Origin of the sequence: Hymenobacter radiodurans, from assembly GCF_004355185.1 — a bacterium.
Classification (GTDB): Bacteria; Bacteroidota; Bacteroidia; order Cytophagales; family Hymenobacteraceae; genus Hymenobacter; species Hymenobacter radiodurans.
This window is the reverse complement of sequence record NZ_CP037922.1, coordinates 1,298,918-1,316,839: the sequence shown is the minus strand read 5'-3', so window position 1 is coordinate 1,316,839 and position 17,922 is coordinate 1,298,918. Positions and strand designations below refer to the sequence as shown.

Annotated in this window: 15 protein-coding genes and 2 pseudogenes; 11 read left to right on the top strand and 6 right to left on the bottom strand. The window is 53.2% G+C overall.

The annotated features are described in order from the left end of the window. Window positions 1-55: 55 nt before the first annotated feature. Window positions 56-313 (bottom strand): hypothetical protein, encoded by a 258-nt coding sequence (locus EPD59_RS06755; protein WP_133272113.1) that lies wholly within the window; start codon window positions 311-313, stop codon window positions 56-58. A 214-nt stretch (window positions 314-527) separates the two neighbouring features. Here EPD59_RS06755 and EPD59_RS06745 point away from each other — a divergent pair. The 4 genes and pseudogenes from EPD59_RS06745 (at window position 528) to EPD59_RS06730 (ending at window position 4,429) form a co-directional block, all read left to right on the top strand. After that, a pseudogene (locus EPD59_RS06745) lies at window positions 528-1,855 on the top strand (cation:proton antiporter domain-containing protein). A 443-nt stretch (window positions 1,856-2,298) separates the two neighbouring features. After that, window positions 2,299-2,574, top strand: coding sequence for a hypothetical protein (locus tag EPD59_RS06740; protein WP_133272110.1), 276 nt, complete (start codon window positions 2,299-2,301; stop codon window positions 2,572-2,574). 83 nt (window positions 2,575-2,657) lie between these two features. After that, window positions 2,658-2,933 carry a hypothetical protein gene (locus EPD59_RS06735; protein WP_133272109.1) on the top strand — a complete coding sequence of 92 codons (276 nt, stop codon included), beginning with the start codon at window positions 2,658-2,660 and terminating at the stop codon, window positions 2,931-2,933. Window positions 2,934-3,082: 149 nt separating this feature from the next. Continuing rightward, entirely contained in the window at window positions 3,083-4,429 is a 1,347-nt protein-coding gene (locus EPD59_RS06730; protein ID WP_133272108.1) for a YfcC family protein, read from the top strand. Between the two features lie 66 nt (window positions 4,430-4,495). Here the strand turns inward: EPD59_RS06730 and EPD59_RS06725 are convergent, their stop codons facing one another. Together EPD59_RS06725 and EPD59_RS06720 are read right to left on the bottom strand one after the other, a co-directional pair. Further along, complete coding sequence (locus tag EPD59_RS06725) at window positions 4,496-4,897, bottom strand: DUF6960 family protein (protein WP_133272107.1); 402 nt, start codon at window positions 4,895-4,897, stop codon at window positions 4,496-4,498. A gap of 160 nt (window positions 4,898-5,057) precedes the next feature. Next, a complete protein-coding gene (locus tag EPD59_RS06720) occupies window positions 5,058-5,723 on the bottom strand; it encodes a hypothetical protein (RefSeq protein ID WP_133272106.1) in 666 nt (221 codons plus the stop codon). 171 nt (window positions 5,724-5,894) lie between these two features. Here EPD59_RS06720 and EPD59_RS06715 point away from each other — a divergent pair, with 171 nt between their 5' ends. Then, on the top strand, window positions 5,895-7,703 hold the full coding sequence (locus EPD59_RS06715) for an alpha-amylase family glycosyl hydrolase (protein ID WP_240731652.1): 1,809 nt from the start codon (window positions 5,895-5,897) through the stop codon (window positions 7,701-7,703). Window positions 7,704-7,846: 143 nt separating this feature from the next. Further along, the gene (locus EPD59_RS06710; RefSeq protein WP_133272105.1) at window positions 7,847-9,685 is read left to right on the top strand and encodes a glycosyltransferase; all 1,839 of its coding nucleotides are present in this window, start codon (window positions 7,847-7,849) and stop codon (window positions 9,683-9,685) included. 101 nt (window positions 9,686-9,786) lie between these two features. Here the strand turns inward: EPD59_RS06710 and EPD59_RS06705 are convergent, their stop codons facing one another. Beyond that, on the bottom strand, window positions 9,787-10,794 hold the full coding sequence (locus tag EPD59_RS06705; protein ID WP_165963502.1) for a fasciclin domain-containing protein: 1,008 nt from the start codon (window positions 10,792-10,794) through the stop codon (window positions 9,787-9,789). Between the two features lie 182 nt (window positions 10,795-10,976). Between EPD59_RS06705 and EPD59_RS06700 the strand changes: the two genes are divergently transcribed. The 5 genes and pseudogenes from EPD59_RS06700 (at window position 10,977) to trpS (ending at window position 15,440) form a co-directional block, all read left to right on the top strand. Further along, window positions 10,977-11,801: a DUF4198 domain-containing protein gene (locus EPD59_RS06700; protein ID WP_165963501.1), complete on the top strand. Its 825-nt coding sequence runs from the start codon at window positions 10,977-10,979 to the stop codon at window positions 11,799-11,801. Window positions 11,802-12,035: 234 nt separating this feature from the next. Further along, entirely contained in the window at window positions 12,036-12,410 is a 375-nt protein-coding gene (locus EPD59_RS06695; RefSeq protein ID WP_084446661.1) for an STAS domain-containing protein, read from the top strand. Window positions 12,411-12,581: 171 nt separating this feature from the next. Then, on the top strand, window positions 12,582-13,493 hold the full coding sequence (locus EPD59_RS06690; RefSeq protein WP_133272102.1) for a ribonuclease Z: 912 nt from the start codon (window positions 12,582-12,584) through the stop codon (window positions 13,491-13,493). A gap of 103 nt (window positions 13,494-13,596) precedes the next feature. After that, window positions 13,597-14,342 (top strand): annotated as a pseudogene (locus tag EPD59_RS06685) (queuosine precursor transporter). 123 nt (window positions 14,343-14,465) lie between these two features. Beyond that, window positions 14,466-15,440, top strand: coding sequence for a tryptophan--tRNA ligase (gene trpS, locus EPD59_RS06680; protein ID WP_133272101.1), 975 nt, complete (start codon window positions 14,466-14,468; stop codon window positions 15,438-15,440). A 134-nt stretch (window positions 15,441-15,574) separates the two neighbouring features. Here trpS and EPD59_RS06675 read toward each other — a convergent pair whose 3' ends face one another. Both EPD59_RS06675 and EPD59_RS06670 read right to left on the bottom strand, forming a co-directional pair. After that, window positions 15,575-16,363 (bottom strand): hypothetical protein, encoded by a 789-nt coding sequence (locus tag EPD59_RS06675; RefSeq protein WP_240731651.1) that lies wholly within the window; start codon window positions 16,361-16,363, stop codon window positions 15,575-15,577. 110 nt (window positions 16,364-16,473) lie between these two features. Continuing rightward, window positions 16,474-17,607, bottom strand: coding sequence for a CaiB/BaiF CoA transferase family protein (locus EPD59_RS06670; RefSeq protein ID WP_240731650.1), 1,134 nt, complete (start codon window positions 17,605-17,607; stop codon window positions 16,474-16,476). Window positions 17,608-17,922 lie beyond the last annotated feature (315 nt).

The window sequence follows — 17,922 nt, the reverse complement described above, 5'->3', positions numbered from 1 at the left end:
AAAAAGCGCAGCCATGGGCTGCGCTTTTTTTGTTTGTAAGTCGTGGGGGGCTTTTTTATACCTCGGGCAATCGAATTTTCTCCAGGTAAGCGGCCAGCCCTGCCGGGTGCTGAAACAAATGGATGAACAGAATACGCTCCTCACCCTGCACGCGCCACACCTCGGCGTAAAAATCACCAAACGCATAGAGTTGCAGGCTGAAGCTATCTTGCTGGCGTTCAGCCAGAAAATGCCCCCTTGCCGTAGCAGGACGGCCTGATGGCCCATAGGTAGCTGTTTGAAGGCGGTGAGTTGCATAAAGGTATAATTCCACAACGGGCGATGCCGCCAGGCGGGTTCCAAGGGGATACGCTGGCGGGCTGCTTCCAGCGATGCAGCGCTGAATTTGCCCCCCAGCTCCCAAAATTAGTACGTTGCCGCAGACAACTACGCGTCCTGCTTCGCACGTACTGCCCACACCGACCGGCTACTGCGCCCGGGCCGTTTCTGGGGAACCTGACCCGGATTTGGGGGTAACTAACTTCAGTATGATAACTCCCGTCCTCATTATTTTTATCGGTTTCCTGATCTTCTTTGGCCATTATCTGGCCGAGATGTTCGACCGGACCCGTATTCCCGATGTAGTGGGCTTACTGCTGGTGGGAATACTGCTGGGCCCCGTATTTCACCTCATCGATCCGGCTTCGTTTGGGCAGGCGGGCCGAGTTTTTACCAACATTGTGCTGGTATTTATTCTGTTTGAAAGTGGTCTGGAGGTACGTTTTGAGCAGCTGAAACTGGCGCTGCGGGGCACTGCTGCCCTCACTACGCTCAACTTCATTGTGACCACCATGCTGGTGGCGGCCATGGCCCAGATGTTCGCCGACCTCGATTTCCTTAGCTCCGTTATTCTGGGCACTATTCTGGGGGCACGTCCTCCGCAGTAGTTACCACTTTGGCTCGTAAGGTGGATATACAGGAGCAAACCTCCACCACCCTAGTCATGGAATCGGCCTTCAGCGACGTGTACACCCTGGCCATTCCCATCTCTCTGATCAGCCTCTACACGGGCGCCTCGTTTAGTCTGGGCTCCATGTTTGGGCACATCTTCACCTCACTGGTGCTGGCGGTGGTGGCGGGCGTCGGCACGGGCTACCTGTGGTCAATACTGCTGACGAAAGTACCCACATTGCTCAAAACCCGCTTTTCCACGCCAGCCTTTGTCTTCATTGTGTACGGGCTGGTAGAACTGCTGAATTTCAGCGGCCCGATTGCGGTGCTGTTTTTCAGTATCACGCTGGGCAACGTGACGCTGCTGCGCCCGCGCCTGCTTTCCTCATTTCTGCCTACTCACCACATCGAGCTTACTTCCGTGGAGAAAGACTTTTTCTCCGAAATGGTGTTTCTGCTGCGCACGTTTTTCTTCGTGTATGTAGGCATGTCCATTGTACTCAACAATGCCTACCTCATAGGGCTGGGAGCTGCTATTACCGTTCTACTTTTTCTGGTGCGCATTCCGGTTGTGCTGGCTTCTGCCGACACCAAAGCCCCGCTGTTCGATATGTCTTTTATGAGCATTATGATTCCCAAGGGTTTGGGGCGGCCGTGCTGGCTACGCTGCCCGCCCAGCGGGGTCTGCCTAGCGGCTCCACCATTCAAACCATCACTTTCGCCGTCATTATTTTCACGACCATTTTTTGTACAGTGCTATTCTTTTTGCTGGAAAAACGCAAGCTGCTGGGTTTCTATCGGCTTTTCTTTGGCTCCCACCGCCCCCTCGATGCCGCTGCTGCCGCAATGCCGCCCACCGAGCCTACCTCCGCTGCCGCAATGCCGCCCACCGAGCCTACCTCCGCTGCCGGGCGCCCCTAAGTGACCACGACTACCTTCCTGGGGGCAAATATGAAAGGGACTCGAATTGTGAGCCGCTGGGCACAAGAGTATTTTCTGCCTCTTCTCCTTGCCTTTATAATGACGCGTTATATAGCTGATGAGATTATTTATTTTTAACACAACTACTTATTAAACAGATATTTACGAATCACCATCTATAAAATATGGAATTACCAACCGATACTGCTTGAACTTGGGCTAAGCTGGACCGTTCCTTGTGTATCATATGTTAAGCACAAGGAGGCTTGAATAGGTGGCGCGCTTTCAATTCTGATTATTGCAACAGACGAGAAAGCCGAAACCTGCCAATACGACGCCCGCTCTTCATCCCATGCAGCGGGCTATTGGCCAGTCTTTTAGCTCATTACGCGTTATAGCTTACCGCTCGGCGTAGTTGCTTGGCGCTCTCATCAGGGGCCGTTCCACATGTCTGTTTTTTATCAACCATCCGCAGAGTTGCTGCAAGCCTTGGGCTTCGTACAATTTCGCTCGCCACCCCGCCAAATGCGGTACAGCCGCCCCAGCGCCTGCGGTCAGGAAACCGTTGTGCTCTATGAGGACGATGAGCTCACCTTGCTGGAAGTAGTTGATGGTCAGATGCTCTACAGCTTTCAAGGCCGTCTGGCTTCCGAAGCAGAGTTTCGCGTGCTGCTGCGGCAGGTAAACTGGTCAGCGGAGCCTCCTGCGCCTAGTTCTTTGTAAGTGTCAGGGGCCATGTAGTAAGCGGAATTGTTACTCTTTTCACGAACCTCCAATCATTACCTTTTTCTTCTACCAGTACGCTTATGAACGAAGACTTACGCCTCAGCTTAGCCAATAACGCGAAGGAGTGGCTATCCCTTTCACTTTCTATTTCCTCCGCTGAGAAGGTAGTGTTCAAAAGCATTCACGACGGCTTTCTGGCTAGTCATGGCGCGGAGTTTATGGTGCATGTGTACCGTACTACGTTTGAGCAGGCATTGCAAAGTATGCCCGATACCGAGCGCAATAAGCTACTGGTGACTTTTCGCGAATCGATGGATAAAGCTATTGATGACCACTACGCCAGCATCTCCGCCTGATCGGGAGCTACAGCCAAGCGCTGAATAGCGCCGGCATGGTCAGCAGCCCATTAATTAGCCGCAGATCAACTTAGTTTCTGAGCAAGAGAGCAGAGAGTGCGTTTTTTCGTGGATGTTTGCTGACTGTTCAGCATTCCTTATTCCACTTCATGAACACCTTTCGCTTTCCGCACCCGCTAGTTCTTCTGGTTGGGTTTATTGTGCTGGCCACCGTGCTGAGCTACGTGCTACCCGCTGGCGTATTTGAGCGCCGCGCCGATGCCGCCACCGGCCGTGAAGTAGTAATTCCGGGCTCCTATCACCGGGTAGCGCCTTCGCCGGTCAGTCCGCTGGAGGCGGTGGTTAGTATTCCGCGCGGTTTGCAGGAAGCAGCCAGCGTTATCTTCTTCGTTTTCCTGACGGGTGGAGCTTTTACCGTGGTAGACCAAACGGGCGCGTTGCGGCGCGGCGTCGACTGGCTTTTGACGCGCTTTCGAGGGCGTGAGGCGCTCGTTATTCCGCTTATTTCCCTGCTTTTCGCCACGATGGGCGCACTGGAGAATATGCAGGAGGAAATCATTCCGCTGGTGCCCGTATTGCTGGTACTTATGCGTCGTTTGGGCTATCCTGTCCTGACGGCCGCAGCAGTGAGCTTAGGCGCGGCCGCAGTAGGAGCAGCCTTTAGCCCAATCAATCCATTTCAGGTAGGCATTGCTCAAAAACTGGCGCAATTGCCGCTGCTTTCCGGAGCGGGCTTTCGGCTGATTTTTTTGGCCGCTGCCTTGGCTCTTTGGATTGGCGGAACCATGCGCTACGCTGCCCGCAATCGGGTAGCACCTGAGCTAGCAGAACCCGAAACGCAAACGGCGGGCGGCGCAGGCCGTCATGGGCTGGTGCTGCTATTGCTCCTGCTCACGTTTGCCGCATTTACGTACGGCGTACTACATCTGGGGTGGGAGTTTGAGCAGATGGGCGCGTTGTTTTTCGTGCTGGGCGTAGTCGCTGGCTTAGTGGGTGGATTGGGCCTGACGGGCACGGCTGAAAGCTTTATTGCCGGCTTCCGCGACCTAGCTTTTTCGGCTTTGCTGATTGGTTTTGCCCGTGCCATTTTCGTGGTATTGGAACAAGGCCAAATCGTGGATACCATTGTGCAGGCTATGTCGGCGCCACTGGCTGGGCTACCGGTTACGCTGTCGGCCTTAGGCATGATGGCGGTGCATACGGCGCTGCACTTGCCTGTGCCTAGCGTAAGCGGCCAGGCGGTGCTCACGATGCCTATTCTCACGCCCCTCTCCGATTTGCTGGGGTTGTCGCGCCAGGTGACGGTGCTGGCGTACCAATACGGCGCTGGCCTCTGCGAACTGATTACGCCCACCAACGGCGCCCTGATGGCCATTGTAGCGGCCTGCGGCGTGCGGTTTGACGCGTGGTGGAAGTTTGTGCTGCCGCTCTATCTGGGGCTGCTAGTCTTGGGCGCGCTGGCGGTAGTAGTCGGTATTACAGTCGGTTTACAATAATCCATCAAAAAAAGCCCCCAGAAAGGTATCTGGGGGACTTTTTTCGTGAAATAACTACTATTGCCACTACACGCTACGCAACTCTTCGGGCTCAAACACGCGCTTTATCTTGCGCTTTTTCTCTACAATTTGAAACCGTGGCCGGTCGCGGCTTTCGTCCCAGTACACGTCGGAGATGAGGCCACGGTGCGGTTCGCGGCCAGGCTCAGGATTAACTTCTTCTACCAAGTCTCCGAAGCTGAATACGGGTTTCTCGCTCAGTTCCGTGAACAATTCGCCGCTGACTTTGAACTGCTGCTCGTCGTAGCGAATCAAAATCCAGTCATCGGTTTCATCAATTTTCTCAAATAGCTTACCCATCGGCTCCAGCCACTCGAAGGTGCGGCGGTTGGCCGGATGGATGTAGCGCAGGCCATAATCGGGAGTCCAGGGGTATAAGCCGTAACGAACAGGTTTAGGTCGAGCCATGAAAGCGAAATAGATACGAAAATTCAACAACCAGCCGCCCACCAATAGGTTGGGCATAGCTGGGGGGCAAATTTTAGAACACAAAACGCCGGCAATTTATTCCGCAATACTGGCTACTCCCTTGGCTTTCGTCACTTTTTTACGGGCCTGCAACAGGGCGCTAGTTCCTCAACTTCTGCTTGGCATGAGCTAGCAGCCGGTCGCGGTGGGCAGCACCGTCGTGCATCTTGGCGAAGGAAATCTGCTTTTCACTACCATCCTTCAGGTGCACCAGCACGTCGGCGGCTCCCACGGCCTCCACCGACGCTACTTGCTCCCAGGCAAAGGAAAACCCTGGACGTAGCGGGTGCAGACGCCCGCCAAAACCGGCCTCGTGCAAATACAAATGGCGCCGCCCTAATACGCGCGGCAGCCAAAACGCCAGTCCTACATATACCACTGCCACCGCAAAATACAGCCAGGGCAATACATGAAACCGCTGTGGAGCGCCCGCCGCTTCGGCCACCTGATGGCGGTGCATGATGTGGTACCCTTCCAGAGCCAGCACGCCACCAGCCGCAATTTCCAGCCACGCCACTTTGCCAGGATGCAGATGCCCCCGGCTCAGGTGGCGCAGTTCCTGCACAAGCAGAATAATGTAGGCGGCCCCTACAACCAGCTCAATGATGACCATGGTAGTCAATGGCTCCTTGCCACCTATTACAGCCAAAATGCCGGTCAGGAGCACAAACGCGGGCATCAGGTGAGAAAGGCCCTTTGCCCGCTGGCGGAGCGCATGGCGCTTGTCGTAGAGTAAGGTGTGATTGGATGGAGCAGCAGGATTCATAGCAACTAAGCACGGCAAATTTCCGGGCTTGTGCAATGCGATGGCAAATGGCTGCGGTAGTGCCCTAAGGGCCCAAATTGCCCCCCAGACAACCAAATATGAACCTCGGCAGTTTAACGTGCTCTACCGTCTAGTTTTTATTGCGACGGCTCCGTGTATTACTACTCCTACATGCCAACTCACCCTACCCTCATTGCCTCTACCCTACAGCTGGGTATGGGCGCTATTCCACATTCTACTGGCACCACCTTTCGCGTATGGGCGCCTCACGCTGAAGAAGTTAACGTAACAGGCACTTTTAACGACTGGTCCAACAAAAGCCACCCGCTCCAGCCCGAGGCCGATGGCTATTGGGCAACCGATGTGGCCGGCGTGAAGCCCGGTGATGAATATCGGTTTCTGATCTGCAATAACGGGCAGGAGCTAAGCAAAAACGACCCTTATGCCCGCGAAGTCACGCACTCGGCTGGCAACTCCGTGGTACCTGATCACGACTTTGATTGGGAAGACGACCACTTCGAAATGCCTCCTTGGAACACACTCGTTATTTACGAGATCCACGTAGGCACCTTCAACGCCCCCGATCCTGACAAGCCCGGCACGTTTTACAACGTTATTGAGAAGCTGGATTATCTGCGGGAGCTAGGCATCAATGCCCTCGAAATAATGCCCCCCACGGAGTTTCCAGGCAGCCGCAGTTGGGGATACAATCCATCGCATCCTTTCGCTATCGAAACTGATTATGGCGGGGCTAAAGCGCTTAAGCAGCTCATAAAAGAAGCTCATCGTCACGGCATTGCTGTTATTCTGGATGTGGTGTATAACCACTTTGGTCCCGGCGACCTCGACCTGTGGCAGTTCGACGGCTGGCACGAAAATGACGGGGGCGGCATCTACTTCTACAACGACTGGCGGGCCGAAACGCCCTGGGGCCACAACCGCCCCGACTACGGCCGACCCCAGGTGCGCCAATATATCCGCGACAACGCTCTGATGTGGCTAGAGGAGTTTCGGGTCGATGGCCTGCGCGCCGATTCTATTTCGCACATTCGCAACGTGAACGGCAGCAGTGACCCCTCCACCGACTTACCGGAAGGCTGGGACCTAATGCGCTGGATTAACGAGGAAATTCAGGCCCGTACACCCTGGAAAATCACGATTGCGGAAGACTTATTGGGCAATGAGTACATCACCCGCCCCACCGATCAGGACGGGCAGGGATTTTCGACTCAATGGGATATGGCCTTTTTGCATCCCATTCGCGAAGCCCTGACAACGCAGCACGACGCCGACCGCGACATGCAAGCCGTAGCCGGCGCCATCGCCCAAACGTATAATGGCGACGCTTTTCAGCGGGTTATCTACACTGAGTCGCACGACGAGGTGGCCAATGGAAAGTCGCGGGTACCGGAGGAAATTATGCCCGGCGCGGCCCACCATTGGTACCCGAAAAAGCGCGCGACGCTAGGGGCCGCATTGGTACTCACGGCCCCTGGCATTCCGATGCTGTTTCAAGGTCAGGCGATGCTGGCCGACGGCTTTTTCTCCGACGATCAGCCCCTCGACTGGAGCCGGGCCGAAAAACATAGCGGTCTGATTCATCTCTACCGCGACCTGATAGCCTTGCGCCGCAATTTCGCTGGCACCACGCGCGGGCTTTCGGGCCAGCATACGGAGGTCTTTCACGTCAACAACGAGGATAAGATTATTGCCTTCCGCCGCTGGGACCAGGGCGGCCCCGGTGATGAAACCATCGTTCTGGCGAACTTTGCTGATACCACGCGCGAAGGCTACTGTATTGGGCTACCCGCGGCGGGCCAGTGGCAGGTACGCTTTAATAGCGACTGGGAAGGCTACGATCAAGAGTTCAGTAACTTCGAAAGCTTTGGCGCTGAAGCCGAAGAAGGCGAGTACGATGAATTGCCATTTCACGCCTGTTTTGGACTGGCGCCGTACTCAGTCTTGATTATCTCGCAGTAAAAGTCGTAAATCGAAGCTTACAGAAGAGCGCAGAGCAAATAGCGAGTTCTGCGCTCTTCTGCGTTTTCCTATGTGCCAGCCTGCGGAAAATCCGTAAGCCCGTCTATCTTGCCAGCCCTACGACCTACTAAAACTCTCCCCACATGCAGCCACCTCCATCAGCCCCCGAAATCATTGCTCCCGATGCTCTGCTTGTTGAAGTCGCTTGGGAAGTCTGCAACCAGGTGGGGGGCATTTATACCGTTATTCGCTCCAAAGTACCGGCTACCGTGCAGGGCTGGGGCGACCGTTATTGCCTACTTGGACCTTATTTTCCGCAGCAGGCCCAAGGCGAGTTTGAGCCCATCGAAGATCATGAGCTAACTCTGCTGACGGATCCCTTTGCCGGAGCCGTGCGTCAGATGCGCCTGATGGGCTACGACGTGCAGTATGGTACTTGGCTGGTAACGGGTCGGCCGCGCGTGGTGCTCATCAATCCTTTTCAGGTGTACGACCGCTTGGGCAGCATTAAAGCCGACCTCTGGCAGCACCACGGCATTCCCACGCCCGACCACGACGACCTACTGCATCAGGTAGAAGCCTTCGGACATCTGGCCACTATTTTCCTGCAAATTCTGACCGCTGAAGTAGTACCGCCTCAGCGCGTAGTGGCGCATTTCCACGAGTGGATGACGGGCGTGGCTATTCCCGTATTGCGTCGTGAGCAGGTGCCTGCGCACATTGTGTTTACCACGCATGCCACGCTGCTGGGCCGCTACTTGGCCATGAATGATCCCAACTTCTACGACCATCTCATGCAGGTCAATTGGGAAGCAGAATGTCGCCATTTCAATATCGAAACAGCGGTGCGGATTGAGCGTGCGGCGGCCCACGGCTCCCACGTGTTTACTACCGTGAGTGAGCTAACGGTGCGCGAGTGTATTTATTTACTGGATCGGATTCCGGATGCGGTACTGCCCAACGGTCTCAACATTGAGCGCTTTGTGGCTCTGCACGAATTCCAGAATCTGCACCAGCAGTACAAAGCCAAGATTCATGACTTTGTGATGGCGCACTTTTTCCAGAGCTACGCCTTCGATCTGGATAATACGCTGTACATGTTCACCTCGGGCCGCTATGAGTATCACAACAAAGGCTTCGACATAACCCTGGAAGCGTTGGCGCGCCTAAACTACCGCTTGCAGCAAAGCGGCATGGAAGGTCAGGTAGTTATGTTTTTCATTACGAAGCGGCCGTTTACCAGCATAAACCCACTAGTACTTCAAAGCCGAGCGGTGCTGGATGAAGTGCGCGAAACTTGCGCGGCTATTGAGCGGCAGGTGGGCGAGCGCCTCGTATATGCCGCCGCCGCCAGCACCGATCATCGCCTGCCTAATCTCTCGGATATGGTAGACGACTACTGGCGTCTGCGCTACCGCCGCACGTTGCAAAGCTGGAAAACCAATGCGCTACCCTCAGTTATTACGCACAACCTAGTTGACGACGCGAAGGATGATATTCTAAATTTCCTGCGTCGTTCAAACATGATCAATCACCAGCACGACCGCGTCAAAATCGTGTACCATCCTGATTTTGTTTCGCCTACGTCGCCCTTGTTTGGCATGGAATACGGGCAGTTTGTGCGGGGTTGTCATTTGGGCATTTTCCCCTCCTATTATGAGCCTTGGGGCTATACGCCACTGGAGTGCGTGGCCCGCGGCGTACCAGCCATTACCAGCGACTTATCGGGCTTCGGTGATTATGTCATGCAGAACGTGCCGGACCACGAAGACAAAGGCATTTTTGTAGTGCAGCGTCAGGAGAAAACCTTCGACGAAGCCGCTGAAGAACTCACCAATATGCTCTGGAATTTTGTGCTGCTTAACCGGCGCGAGCGAATTATGCAGCGCAATAAAGTAGAAAGTTCTTCCGAGCTATTCGACTGGAAAAACCTGCGCGAGCATTACGATAGAGCTTACTCTTTGGCGTTAGAACGCTCGTAACAACCGCAAAAAAGCCCCCCAGACATTATAAAAAACAGACGCCCGCTTGCCTAGGCAAGCGGGCGTCTGTGTGCTATTGCTTTTTACTAATTGAATACGCGCTAGGGCAGCAGAACTTGATTGATTACGTGAACCACTCCGTTGGTAGCCAGAATATTGGCGGGAGTAATATTGGCCGCAGTGCCGGAGCCGCCGCGCACCGTGAAGCCTGTACCGGATGCGGCAATAGTCACGTTACCATTGAGCGTAGCGACGTTGCCGGGCACTAAATCAGACGAGAATACTCGACCTGAACTGACGATATGCTTTTGTAAAATACCCACGAGGGTAGCATCAGGAATTTGATCTACGTTTTGCAAGTTCAGCGCCGTGAGAGCAGCTTGGAAGGCAGCATCGGTGGGCGCAAATACGGTGATATTGGATGAGTTGCTGGCTGCTGCCGCTAACAAAGCTTGCGCAGCGGGTCGCTGCAAAGCCCGCAGCAACTGCGTGAATTGAGCTGGCGACGCGGCTGCACTACTCTGTACGATACCGGCAATAGTCTGACTTGGGGGAAGCAATACATTGTCGATGGCGTGAATGGTGCCATTGCTGGCCGATATATCAGCTGTTACGACACTGGTAGCGCCATTGATAAAGACGTTGCTACCCGTTTTGGTCAGGTAAATAGAGTTGTCGTTGACGCCGGAAGCGCTGGCGGGCCGCGCCGTAGTGCTAGTGCTGGCCCCAGTGGCAATATTGCTGGCCATCACATTGCTTGGCAATACGTGGTAGAGCAATACTCCACGCAACGCAGCAATCTGGCTGGCATCTGTTACGGCATTAATTTTGGCTACTGAGCTGAAGGCATCTAAAGGTCCGCCGGCTAGTTTGGCAAATGCAGCATTGTTGGGAGCAAACACCGTGAACGGCCCCGCGCCGCTTAGCGTGGTGGCCAGATCAGCTTTGGTGACGGCCGCTACCAGTACACTGAAGTCGGCATTGCTTTGCGCTACTTGCACAATGTTCTGCTGAGTAACCGGCGGAATGATGACTTCATCGTCATCACAGCTGGTAGCACTTAGTCCAATAAACAACCCAACAGTAAGCAACCGCAAGGCGCGATACATAGGAAGCGGTTGAAAGAAATTGTTGATTTTCATTTGTTTAGTTTTTATAAGTAAAATGTTAAACAAAATTTCAAACATCAATACTGCTTAACGTAGAATTTGTTTATATTAATTTTTAATTAAAAAGCTTTAAATCAGCTATATTACAATTTTAATCTCGTTTTTATCCCGTGCGTTTATACTTGAAGACTTTGATTTACGTGCTGTTATTAGCATCATCTATTATAGCTCAGGCCAGCGAATTCTGGCTACTTCCATTGCGCTTTTTTGTGGTATCTGGGAGCAAGCAAAATCTTTATATATTTATAGGAGAAGACTTTCTGGGTAAGCGCTGGATGGGCAAAAGCAGTCGTGTTGCCCGGCTTATGCAGTACACTGCCACCGACTCTCTGAACCTCACTTCAGCGGCTACTCGCTTGGATACGCTGCAAGCCAACCTTGCTTTTCACAAACCTGGCTTACACTTAGTGACGCTCTCAACCACGAATGCCTTTGCTGAGCTAACAGCCGATCAGTTCACAGCTTATCTGCAAGAGGCTGGGCTTGAAAATGCCTTAGCCTTACGCCGCCAGCGTAACGAAACCACTAAGCCCGGTCGGGAAGTGTACCGGCGTTGCGCTAAAACGCTGCTGCTCGCTGGCTCACTCATTCCCCACGACAGTACATTTGCTTGTGTCACCGGACAGGCCTTGGAGCTAGTTCCGGAGCAAAATCCTTACGCGCTCAAAATAGGAGCCGCCCTCACGGTACGCGTGCTGTATGAGGGAAAACCATTGCCGGGAACGATGGTGCAGATCTGGCAGCGTGGCGCCCCAAATCAAACAATTACGCGTCGGACCAAATTATACACCAACCAAAACGGGCGAGTACTGTTTCACTTGTCGGCGCCGGGCAGCTATATGGTCAGTGCGGTACATATAGTACCTACCAAAGACCGCATAACCGCCGATTGGCAAAGCACCTGGACTACCCTTACATTTGGATTTGCCCCCCAAAAGGGGGTATAGATGCCGGGTATTAGTACTGAATTTTAATCAGTATTTTTCCTAGCTTAGACTTGATTTTCGCCAGAGAATAACGACTAATTGGGTACTTATTCGGCTAACATGAACTCCATTAGTGCATTCTCTTATCGTATTTTTGTCGCTGCACGAGTATTCTTTATCCGAGACTCGCTCATTTCACGCAAACTGATTTTTTGTTACCTTCGCAATTCCCATTAACCCGTCCCTAACGTCCGTATGAAGTACTCCATCGATAAAAAGGAAACTTACACCATCATCACTATTGATGAGAAGAAGCTGGACACCACGGTGGCCCCGGACCTAAAATCGGAGTTTGTCAAGCTGAACGCGGAAGGCATCAATAACCTCATCTTGGATCTGGGCAACGTGAAGTACACTGATTCTTCTGGCCTTAGCTCCATTCTGATTGCCAACCGCTTATGTAACTCTACCGGCGGTTTGCTGGTGCTCACGGGCTTGCAAGATCACGTGATGAAGCTTATCACCATCAGCAAGCTTGAATCAGTACTGCATATTCTGCCTACTGTTGAAGAAGGTATTGACCGCGTATTTCTGCACGCTATCGAGCGCGACTTGACCAGCAAGGAATAGGTTTCTTTAGTAATCTGCTGTTGGTTGTCTGTTGTCAGTTTAACGAAGCTGATAGTAGACGACCAACTTTTTTTTATAGCTAGATGAGTGAATGGCCGAATGAAGGAATGACTGTCATTTATCTGACTGACGCTTTCCTCACTTCTCCATTCAGCCATTCATCTTTCTCACATGGAGTTTGAGCTAAAAATCCTGGGTAGTGCTTCGGCCACGCCTTTTCTCAATCGGCACCACACAGCCCAGGTGCTCTCCGTCGACGCGAACTCTTACCTCATTGATTGCGGCGAAGGCACGCAGCGACGCCTGATGGAATACAAGGTGCGCCACCAGCGACTGGGGGCCATTTTTATTTCTCACCTCCACGGCGACCACTTCTTCGGACTGTTTGGGCTGCTTTCCACCATGCATCTGCACGGCCGCACCGAGCCGCTGCTGCTCTTCGGCCCGGCTGGCCTCGACGATATTCTTAGTACGCAGTTTCGCTATTCGCATACCCAGCTTTCTTTTGAGCTGAACTTTACGCCCGTCGATACCACGCAGCACGCGCTGGTGTATGAGGACAAGTATTTGACGGTGCATACCCTGCCGATGCGGCACCGGATTCCGTGTTGTGGCTACTTGTTTCGGGAACACCCCAAGCGCCGCCACCTCGATAAAACCCGCCTCCCGGCCGACCTCACTCCCACTCAGCTCAGCCGCTTGGCCCAAGGCGAAGACATCTTCGACGAAGCCGGCAATATAGTAGTGGCCAACGCCGACGTAACCACTGATCCTTCGCCTTCACGCAGCTACGCCTACTGCTCCGATACGCTCTACACGCCTGCCCTAGCGGACCTAGTGCGCGACGTAGATCTGCTGTATCACGAAGCTACTTTTTTGGATGATATGCGCGAGCGGGCCACGCTCACCCATCATTCTACGGCGCGGCAAGCAGCACATCTGGCGCGCCGGGCCAATGCTCACCGCCTGCTCATTGGTCACTTCTCCTCCCGTTACCGCGAGTTAGAGCCTTTATTAGATGAGGCAAAAGCAGTGTTTGAGTGGGTAGAGTTGGCGACCGAAGGCAAAATTGTGACGCTGTAAGAATGTGCCACGGAGCGTTCGCTCTATACGCTGCTTAGTGAGGTGCGGGGGGCTTTTTTCAACCTACTAATGATTGAATGCGCCGTGGCGCATTCTTAGACTTATGACTCCTTTCGCACGCAAAAAACAGCAGCTTTATCTCGTGCTCAGCGGGATTTTTGTGGTGAATGCACTGCTGGCAGAAATCATTGGAGTCAAGATTTTTTCGGTAGATGCCCTCATGGGACTGCCCGGCAACCTGACGGCCGGCGTACTAATCTGGCCCGTCGTATTTGTCACTACCGATATCATTAACGAGTACTTTGGGCGGGCGGGCGTGCTACGCATCAGCTACCTTACGGTGGGCCTGATCCTGTATTCCTTCGTGGTTATTCTGGCCACCACACATTTGCCCCCGCCGCCTTTTGGCTCGATGTAAACAAGACCGATGCCGCTGGCCGCCCCTTCAATATTGACTTCGCTTACCAGAGCATCTTCCGCCAAGGCTTGGGCATTATTGCGGGCTCCATCACAGCCTTTCTGATTGGGCAAGTACTCGATGCTACGGTATTTCAAGCTATTCGGCGGCTGACGGGCGGGCGCTACGTGTGGCTGCGCGCTACGGGTTCCACTCTCGTGTCGCAGCTTGTGGATAGCTTTGTGGTGCTGTATGTGGCGTTTTACTTATTCGGCAATTGGTCGTTTGAGCAAGTGCTGAGCGTAGCCAACACCAATTACTGGTATAAATTCGCGGCGGCAATTCTGCTGACGCCGGTTATTTATTTGGCCCATTTTCTCATAGACAGATATTTAGGCCAAGAAGAAACGGTGGAATTGCAACAGGAAGCCGCTGCCGATGTAAGTGTGTAATTCAGATTTTGATTACACATCTTTTAAATTAAAAGACTGCTTGACAAGTAAGTCGATTATCGGCACTAGCAGCAAAAGTGACTTGAGTCTGAGCTTAAAACCACGAACTACGCACAACTAAACATGTCCCGAATTCTCACCGGCATCCAAAGCACCGGCCGCCCGCACCTCGGCAACTTACTGGGGGCCATTTTGCCCGCTATTGAGCTGTCGAAAAGCGCCCAGAACGACTCGCTGTATTTCATTGCTGATCTGCACTCCCTAACTACGGTGCGCGACGCGCAGGTACTGCGGCAAAATACCTACGCCGTAGCAGCAGCCTGGCTGGCCTGCGGATTTGATACCGAGAAGAACCTGTTTTACCGCCAGTCCGATGTGCCCCAAGTAACGGAGCTGACGTGGTATCTGAGCTGCTTTACGCCGTATCCGATGCTGGCAAATGCGCACTCATTCAAGGATAAATCGGATCGTCTGGCAGACGTAAATGCGGGCCTGTTTACGTATCCGGTGCTTATGGCCGCTGATATTCTGCTCTATGATGCCGACATCGTGCCCGTGGGGAAAGACCAGATTCAGCACCTGGAAATCACGCGTGATATTGCCGCTACATTCAACAGCCGCTACGGCGAAACGTTTGTGCTTCCGAAGGCCCGTGTCGATGAGCAACTGATGACGATTCCGGGTACCGATGGACAGAAAATGAGCAAGAGCTACGGCAACATTATCGACATATTTGCTCCCGAAAAAGAGCTGCTCAAAACCATCAAAACTATCGTGACGGATAGCCGCGGACTTGACGACCCGAAAGACCCGGAAAACGATACTATTTTCAAGCTGTATTCCCTGCTCGCCTCCCCCGCCGACACTCAGATAATGCGCAAGAAATATCTGGCTGGCGGCTACGGTTATGGCCACGCCAAACAGGCGTTATTCGACCTGATTATGCAGCGTTTTGCTACTGAGCGGGAGCAGTTTAATTTCTTCATGCAAAACCTGCCTGAACTTGACGCACGCTTGGCCGAAGGTGCCCGCAAAGCGCAGACTTATGGCCGTGAGATTCTTAATAGAGTGCGCGAAAAAGTTGGGTATTCGATCTAGAAACATCTACTTGAACCTGATAAATAAAACAGTATAACTGTAGCAAATTTTTTCAGCAAGAAAGCCCCCAGAAGTACTTCTGGGGGGCTTTCTTGCTGAAAAAAGGCATGTAAATTGAAGCGCCAGCAGTATGGCTATTCGGGGTGGTGCTGCCCGTTGTAAAAGCTAAACCCTAGTTTACTGCCGCGGCTTACCTGTTGATTCTCAATTTTTTGTTTTACCGTAATTTTCTGAATTTCCTGGAGCGGAGGGGCAATTAAATCGTTGTTTACGGCGGCAATCATGGCGCTTTCCACGAACAACTTCAGGGCATCGTGGGTGAGCATGTTATCCGCCATATTTATGTCAGGCAATTCCAGCTCTTTTACCCCCTCGATGAAGTAGTGATTCTCGATGTTGATAAGCAATCGACCAACCAAATAACCGGGGTCATTGAGGCGCTGATATTTGATGCTGTCGGCCATAAAATTGTAGGCCATGATATGGCCGAAAAAGCGCCGCCGAAAATCCTCTTCCACGTACTTGGTCGGCATGGGACCGTAGTCGTCGGGGAAAGTCACAATGTTGGAGTGCATCACGAACATGAGCAGGTCGCCGGAGAAACGGATGTGAAACTCCATTTCGTTGATGGGTCGGTACTCAATTACCACTGTAGAATCAATGGCTGTGATGCGCCGGCTTAGCTCCAGCGTCAGCTCCATCGATACCTGACGCAACAGTTCGAAGGCGGCGCTGGTATTGCGGAAGATAGCTTGCTTGGCTGTGGCTTTTTGCTTCAGGCCTTCAGAAATAAGCGCTAAACGCTCAATGGCTACTTCCGCCGTAACCTCTTCGGCGGCAGCCATTGCCTTCTCATGAGTCTGAGCAGTTTCAGCGTCTCCTACAGAGGTGGCAACTGATTTTTTAGAGGTTCTTTTGGCCATAATCGCAAAGAAAAGAAAGGCTACAATCGGCCCTGAAAGCCATGAGCAGTCGTAAGAAGTTACGCGGCTGAGCTTGATAAGTTAGTAAACCAAAGCTGTGCCAAGCCTGTCTAGCCTAAATCGTGCTGGCCAGATCCAGGGTTCAACGACTCAGTTTCTACTTGATGCTGAGCAAGATGCGGCGGGCTCGTGAGTGCGGCCGCGCATTGCCAAGTATTACTCTGAAAAGCGACCGTTCGCAGACCCGGATGCGGAAAATCAGCTGTGGGGGGCAAAATCATTTGCGCCGCTGACGCGTGTTGCAGCGCTTCTCCTACCGTGCGCACAGCACCTGCCGGTACCGCCTGCTTTTCCAGCGTTTGGAGCAGTTCGTCGCCATTTACCTGCCCTATGCGTTGCCGCAATAGCTCTTCCAATACAGTCCGGTTAGCCACGCGCAGCACATTCGTTTGAAAGCGGGCATCCACGGCCCACTCTGGTCGGGCCAAGAATTCACACAGCAATCCAAACTGTCGGTCGCTGCCCACGGCCAGCACAAGCTGCCGGCCATCGGCGGCGCGATACACGGTGCCGTAAGGCACAATGCCCGGATGCCCAGATCCTAAAGGCTTGGGATCGTGGCCAGTAACAAGCCAGGTTGCGGCCTGGTTGGCCAGGGAAGCCAATGCGCTGTCGAGCAACGACACCTGCACGTAGGCACCCCGGTTTGTGTGTGTGCGCTGGTAGAGCGCGGTGAGCAGGCCTTCTTTTAGCTGATGAGCTGCGAGCAGATCGATCATGGCCACGGGCATTTTCAGTGGTTCGCTGCCGGGCGGGCCGTTCAGGTACATAAATCCTGCTTCGGCCTGTAGCACGGCATCGTAGCCCGCACGGTTGGTGGCAGGGCCGTAACCAGTAAGATGCCCGTAGATGAGGCGCGGATTGATAGCTGAAAAGGTGGCGTAATTAGCACCCAGCTTTTCGGAATCGCCTGGTTTGTAGCTGGTTAGCACAATATCAGCACGAGCGGCAAAGGCACGAATAGCTTCTTGACCGTGATCCGTGGTCAGGTCTAACACGATAGACTTTTTGCCCCAGTTGGAAGCGGCGAAATAGGCGGAGATATCCGTTTCAGAAGTTTCGGATGAGGTCTTCCAGGTGCGGGTTACGTCGCCGCTGGGAGCTTCTATTTTTAGTACCGTCGCCCCAAGCTCGGCGAAGAACTGCCCGACCTGCGGCCCCGCCAGCACGGAGGCCAGCTCCAAAATAAGCAGGCCCGCGAAAGGCTGGGGGCTTTTTCAACGACGGAGGTAGTAGAATTCGGAATTGATACAGTCATTTTTAGCTATCAAAAGTCCGACAAGATAAATCCGGCAAGCGGCACTTCTCGAAGCTGGCAGTAGTCGCTTTTGAACCGCAGTACGGGTGTAATTGTCTTATTCTATATACGCCGCACTCCTCAGTAATGCAGGCAAATGTAGCCTCAACGGCAGCGCTTCAAAATGGCGTATCTTTGCCTTAAATCAAGCGGTTCGCTGACCAGAAAAACAAGGTCAGCTATTTCTTCACTTCACTTAGCT

Coding starts and splice junctions, on each gene's coding strand:
- EPD59_RS06740 (WP_133272110.1), top strand. CDS start 2,299: ATGTCTGTTTTTTATCAACCATCCGCAGAGTTGCTGCAAGCCTTGGGC.
- EPD59_RS06735 (WP_133272109.1), top strand. CDS start 2,658: ATGAACGAAGACTTACGCCTCAGCTTAGCCAATAACGCGAAGGAGTGG.
- EPD59_RS06730 (WP_133272108.1), top strand. CDS start 3,083: ATGAACACCTTTCGCTTTCCGCACCCGCTAGTTCTTCTGGTTGGGTTT.
- EPD59_RS06725 (WP_133272107.1), bottom strand. CDS start 4,897: ATGGCTCGACCTAAACCTGTTCGTTACGGCTTATACCCCTGGACTCCC.
- EPD59_RS06720 (WP_133272106.1), bottom strand. CDS start 5,723: ATGAATCCTGCTGCTCCATCCAATCACACCTTACTCTACGACAAGCGC.
- EPD59_RS06715 (WP_240731652.1), top strand. CDS start 5,895: ATGCCAACTCACCCTACCCTCATTGCCTCTACCCTACAGCTGGGTATG.
- EPD59_RS06710 (WP_133272105.1), top strand. CDS start 7,847: ATGCAGCCACCTCCATCAGCCCCCGAAATCATTGCTCCCGATGCTCTG.
- EPD59_RS06705 (WP_165963502.1), bottom strand. CDS start 10,794: ATGTATCGCGCCTTGCGGTTGCTTACTGTTGGGTTGTTTATTGGACTA.
- EPD59_RS06695 (WP_084446661.1), top strand. CDS start 12,036: ATGAAGTACTCCATCGATAAAAAGGAAACTTACACCATCATCACTATT.
- EPD59_RS06690 (WP_133272102.1), top strand. CDS start 12,582: ATGGAGTTTGAGCTAAAAATCCTGGGTAGTGCTTCGGCCACGCCTTTT.
- trpS (WP_133272101.1), top strand. CDS start 14,466: ATGTCCCGAATTCTCACCGGCATCCAAAGCACCGGCCGCCCGCACCTC.
- EPD59_RS06675 (WP_240731651.1), bottom strand. CDS start 16,363: ATGGCCAAAAGAACCTCTAAAAAATCAGTTGCCACCTCTGTAGGAGAC.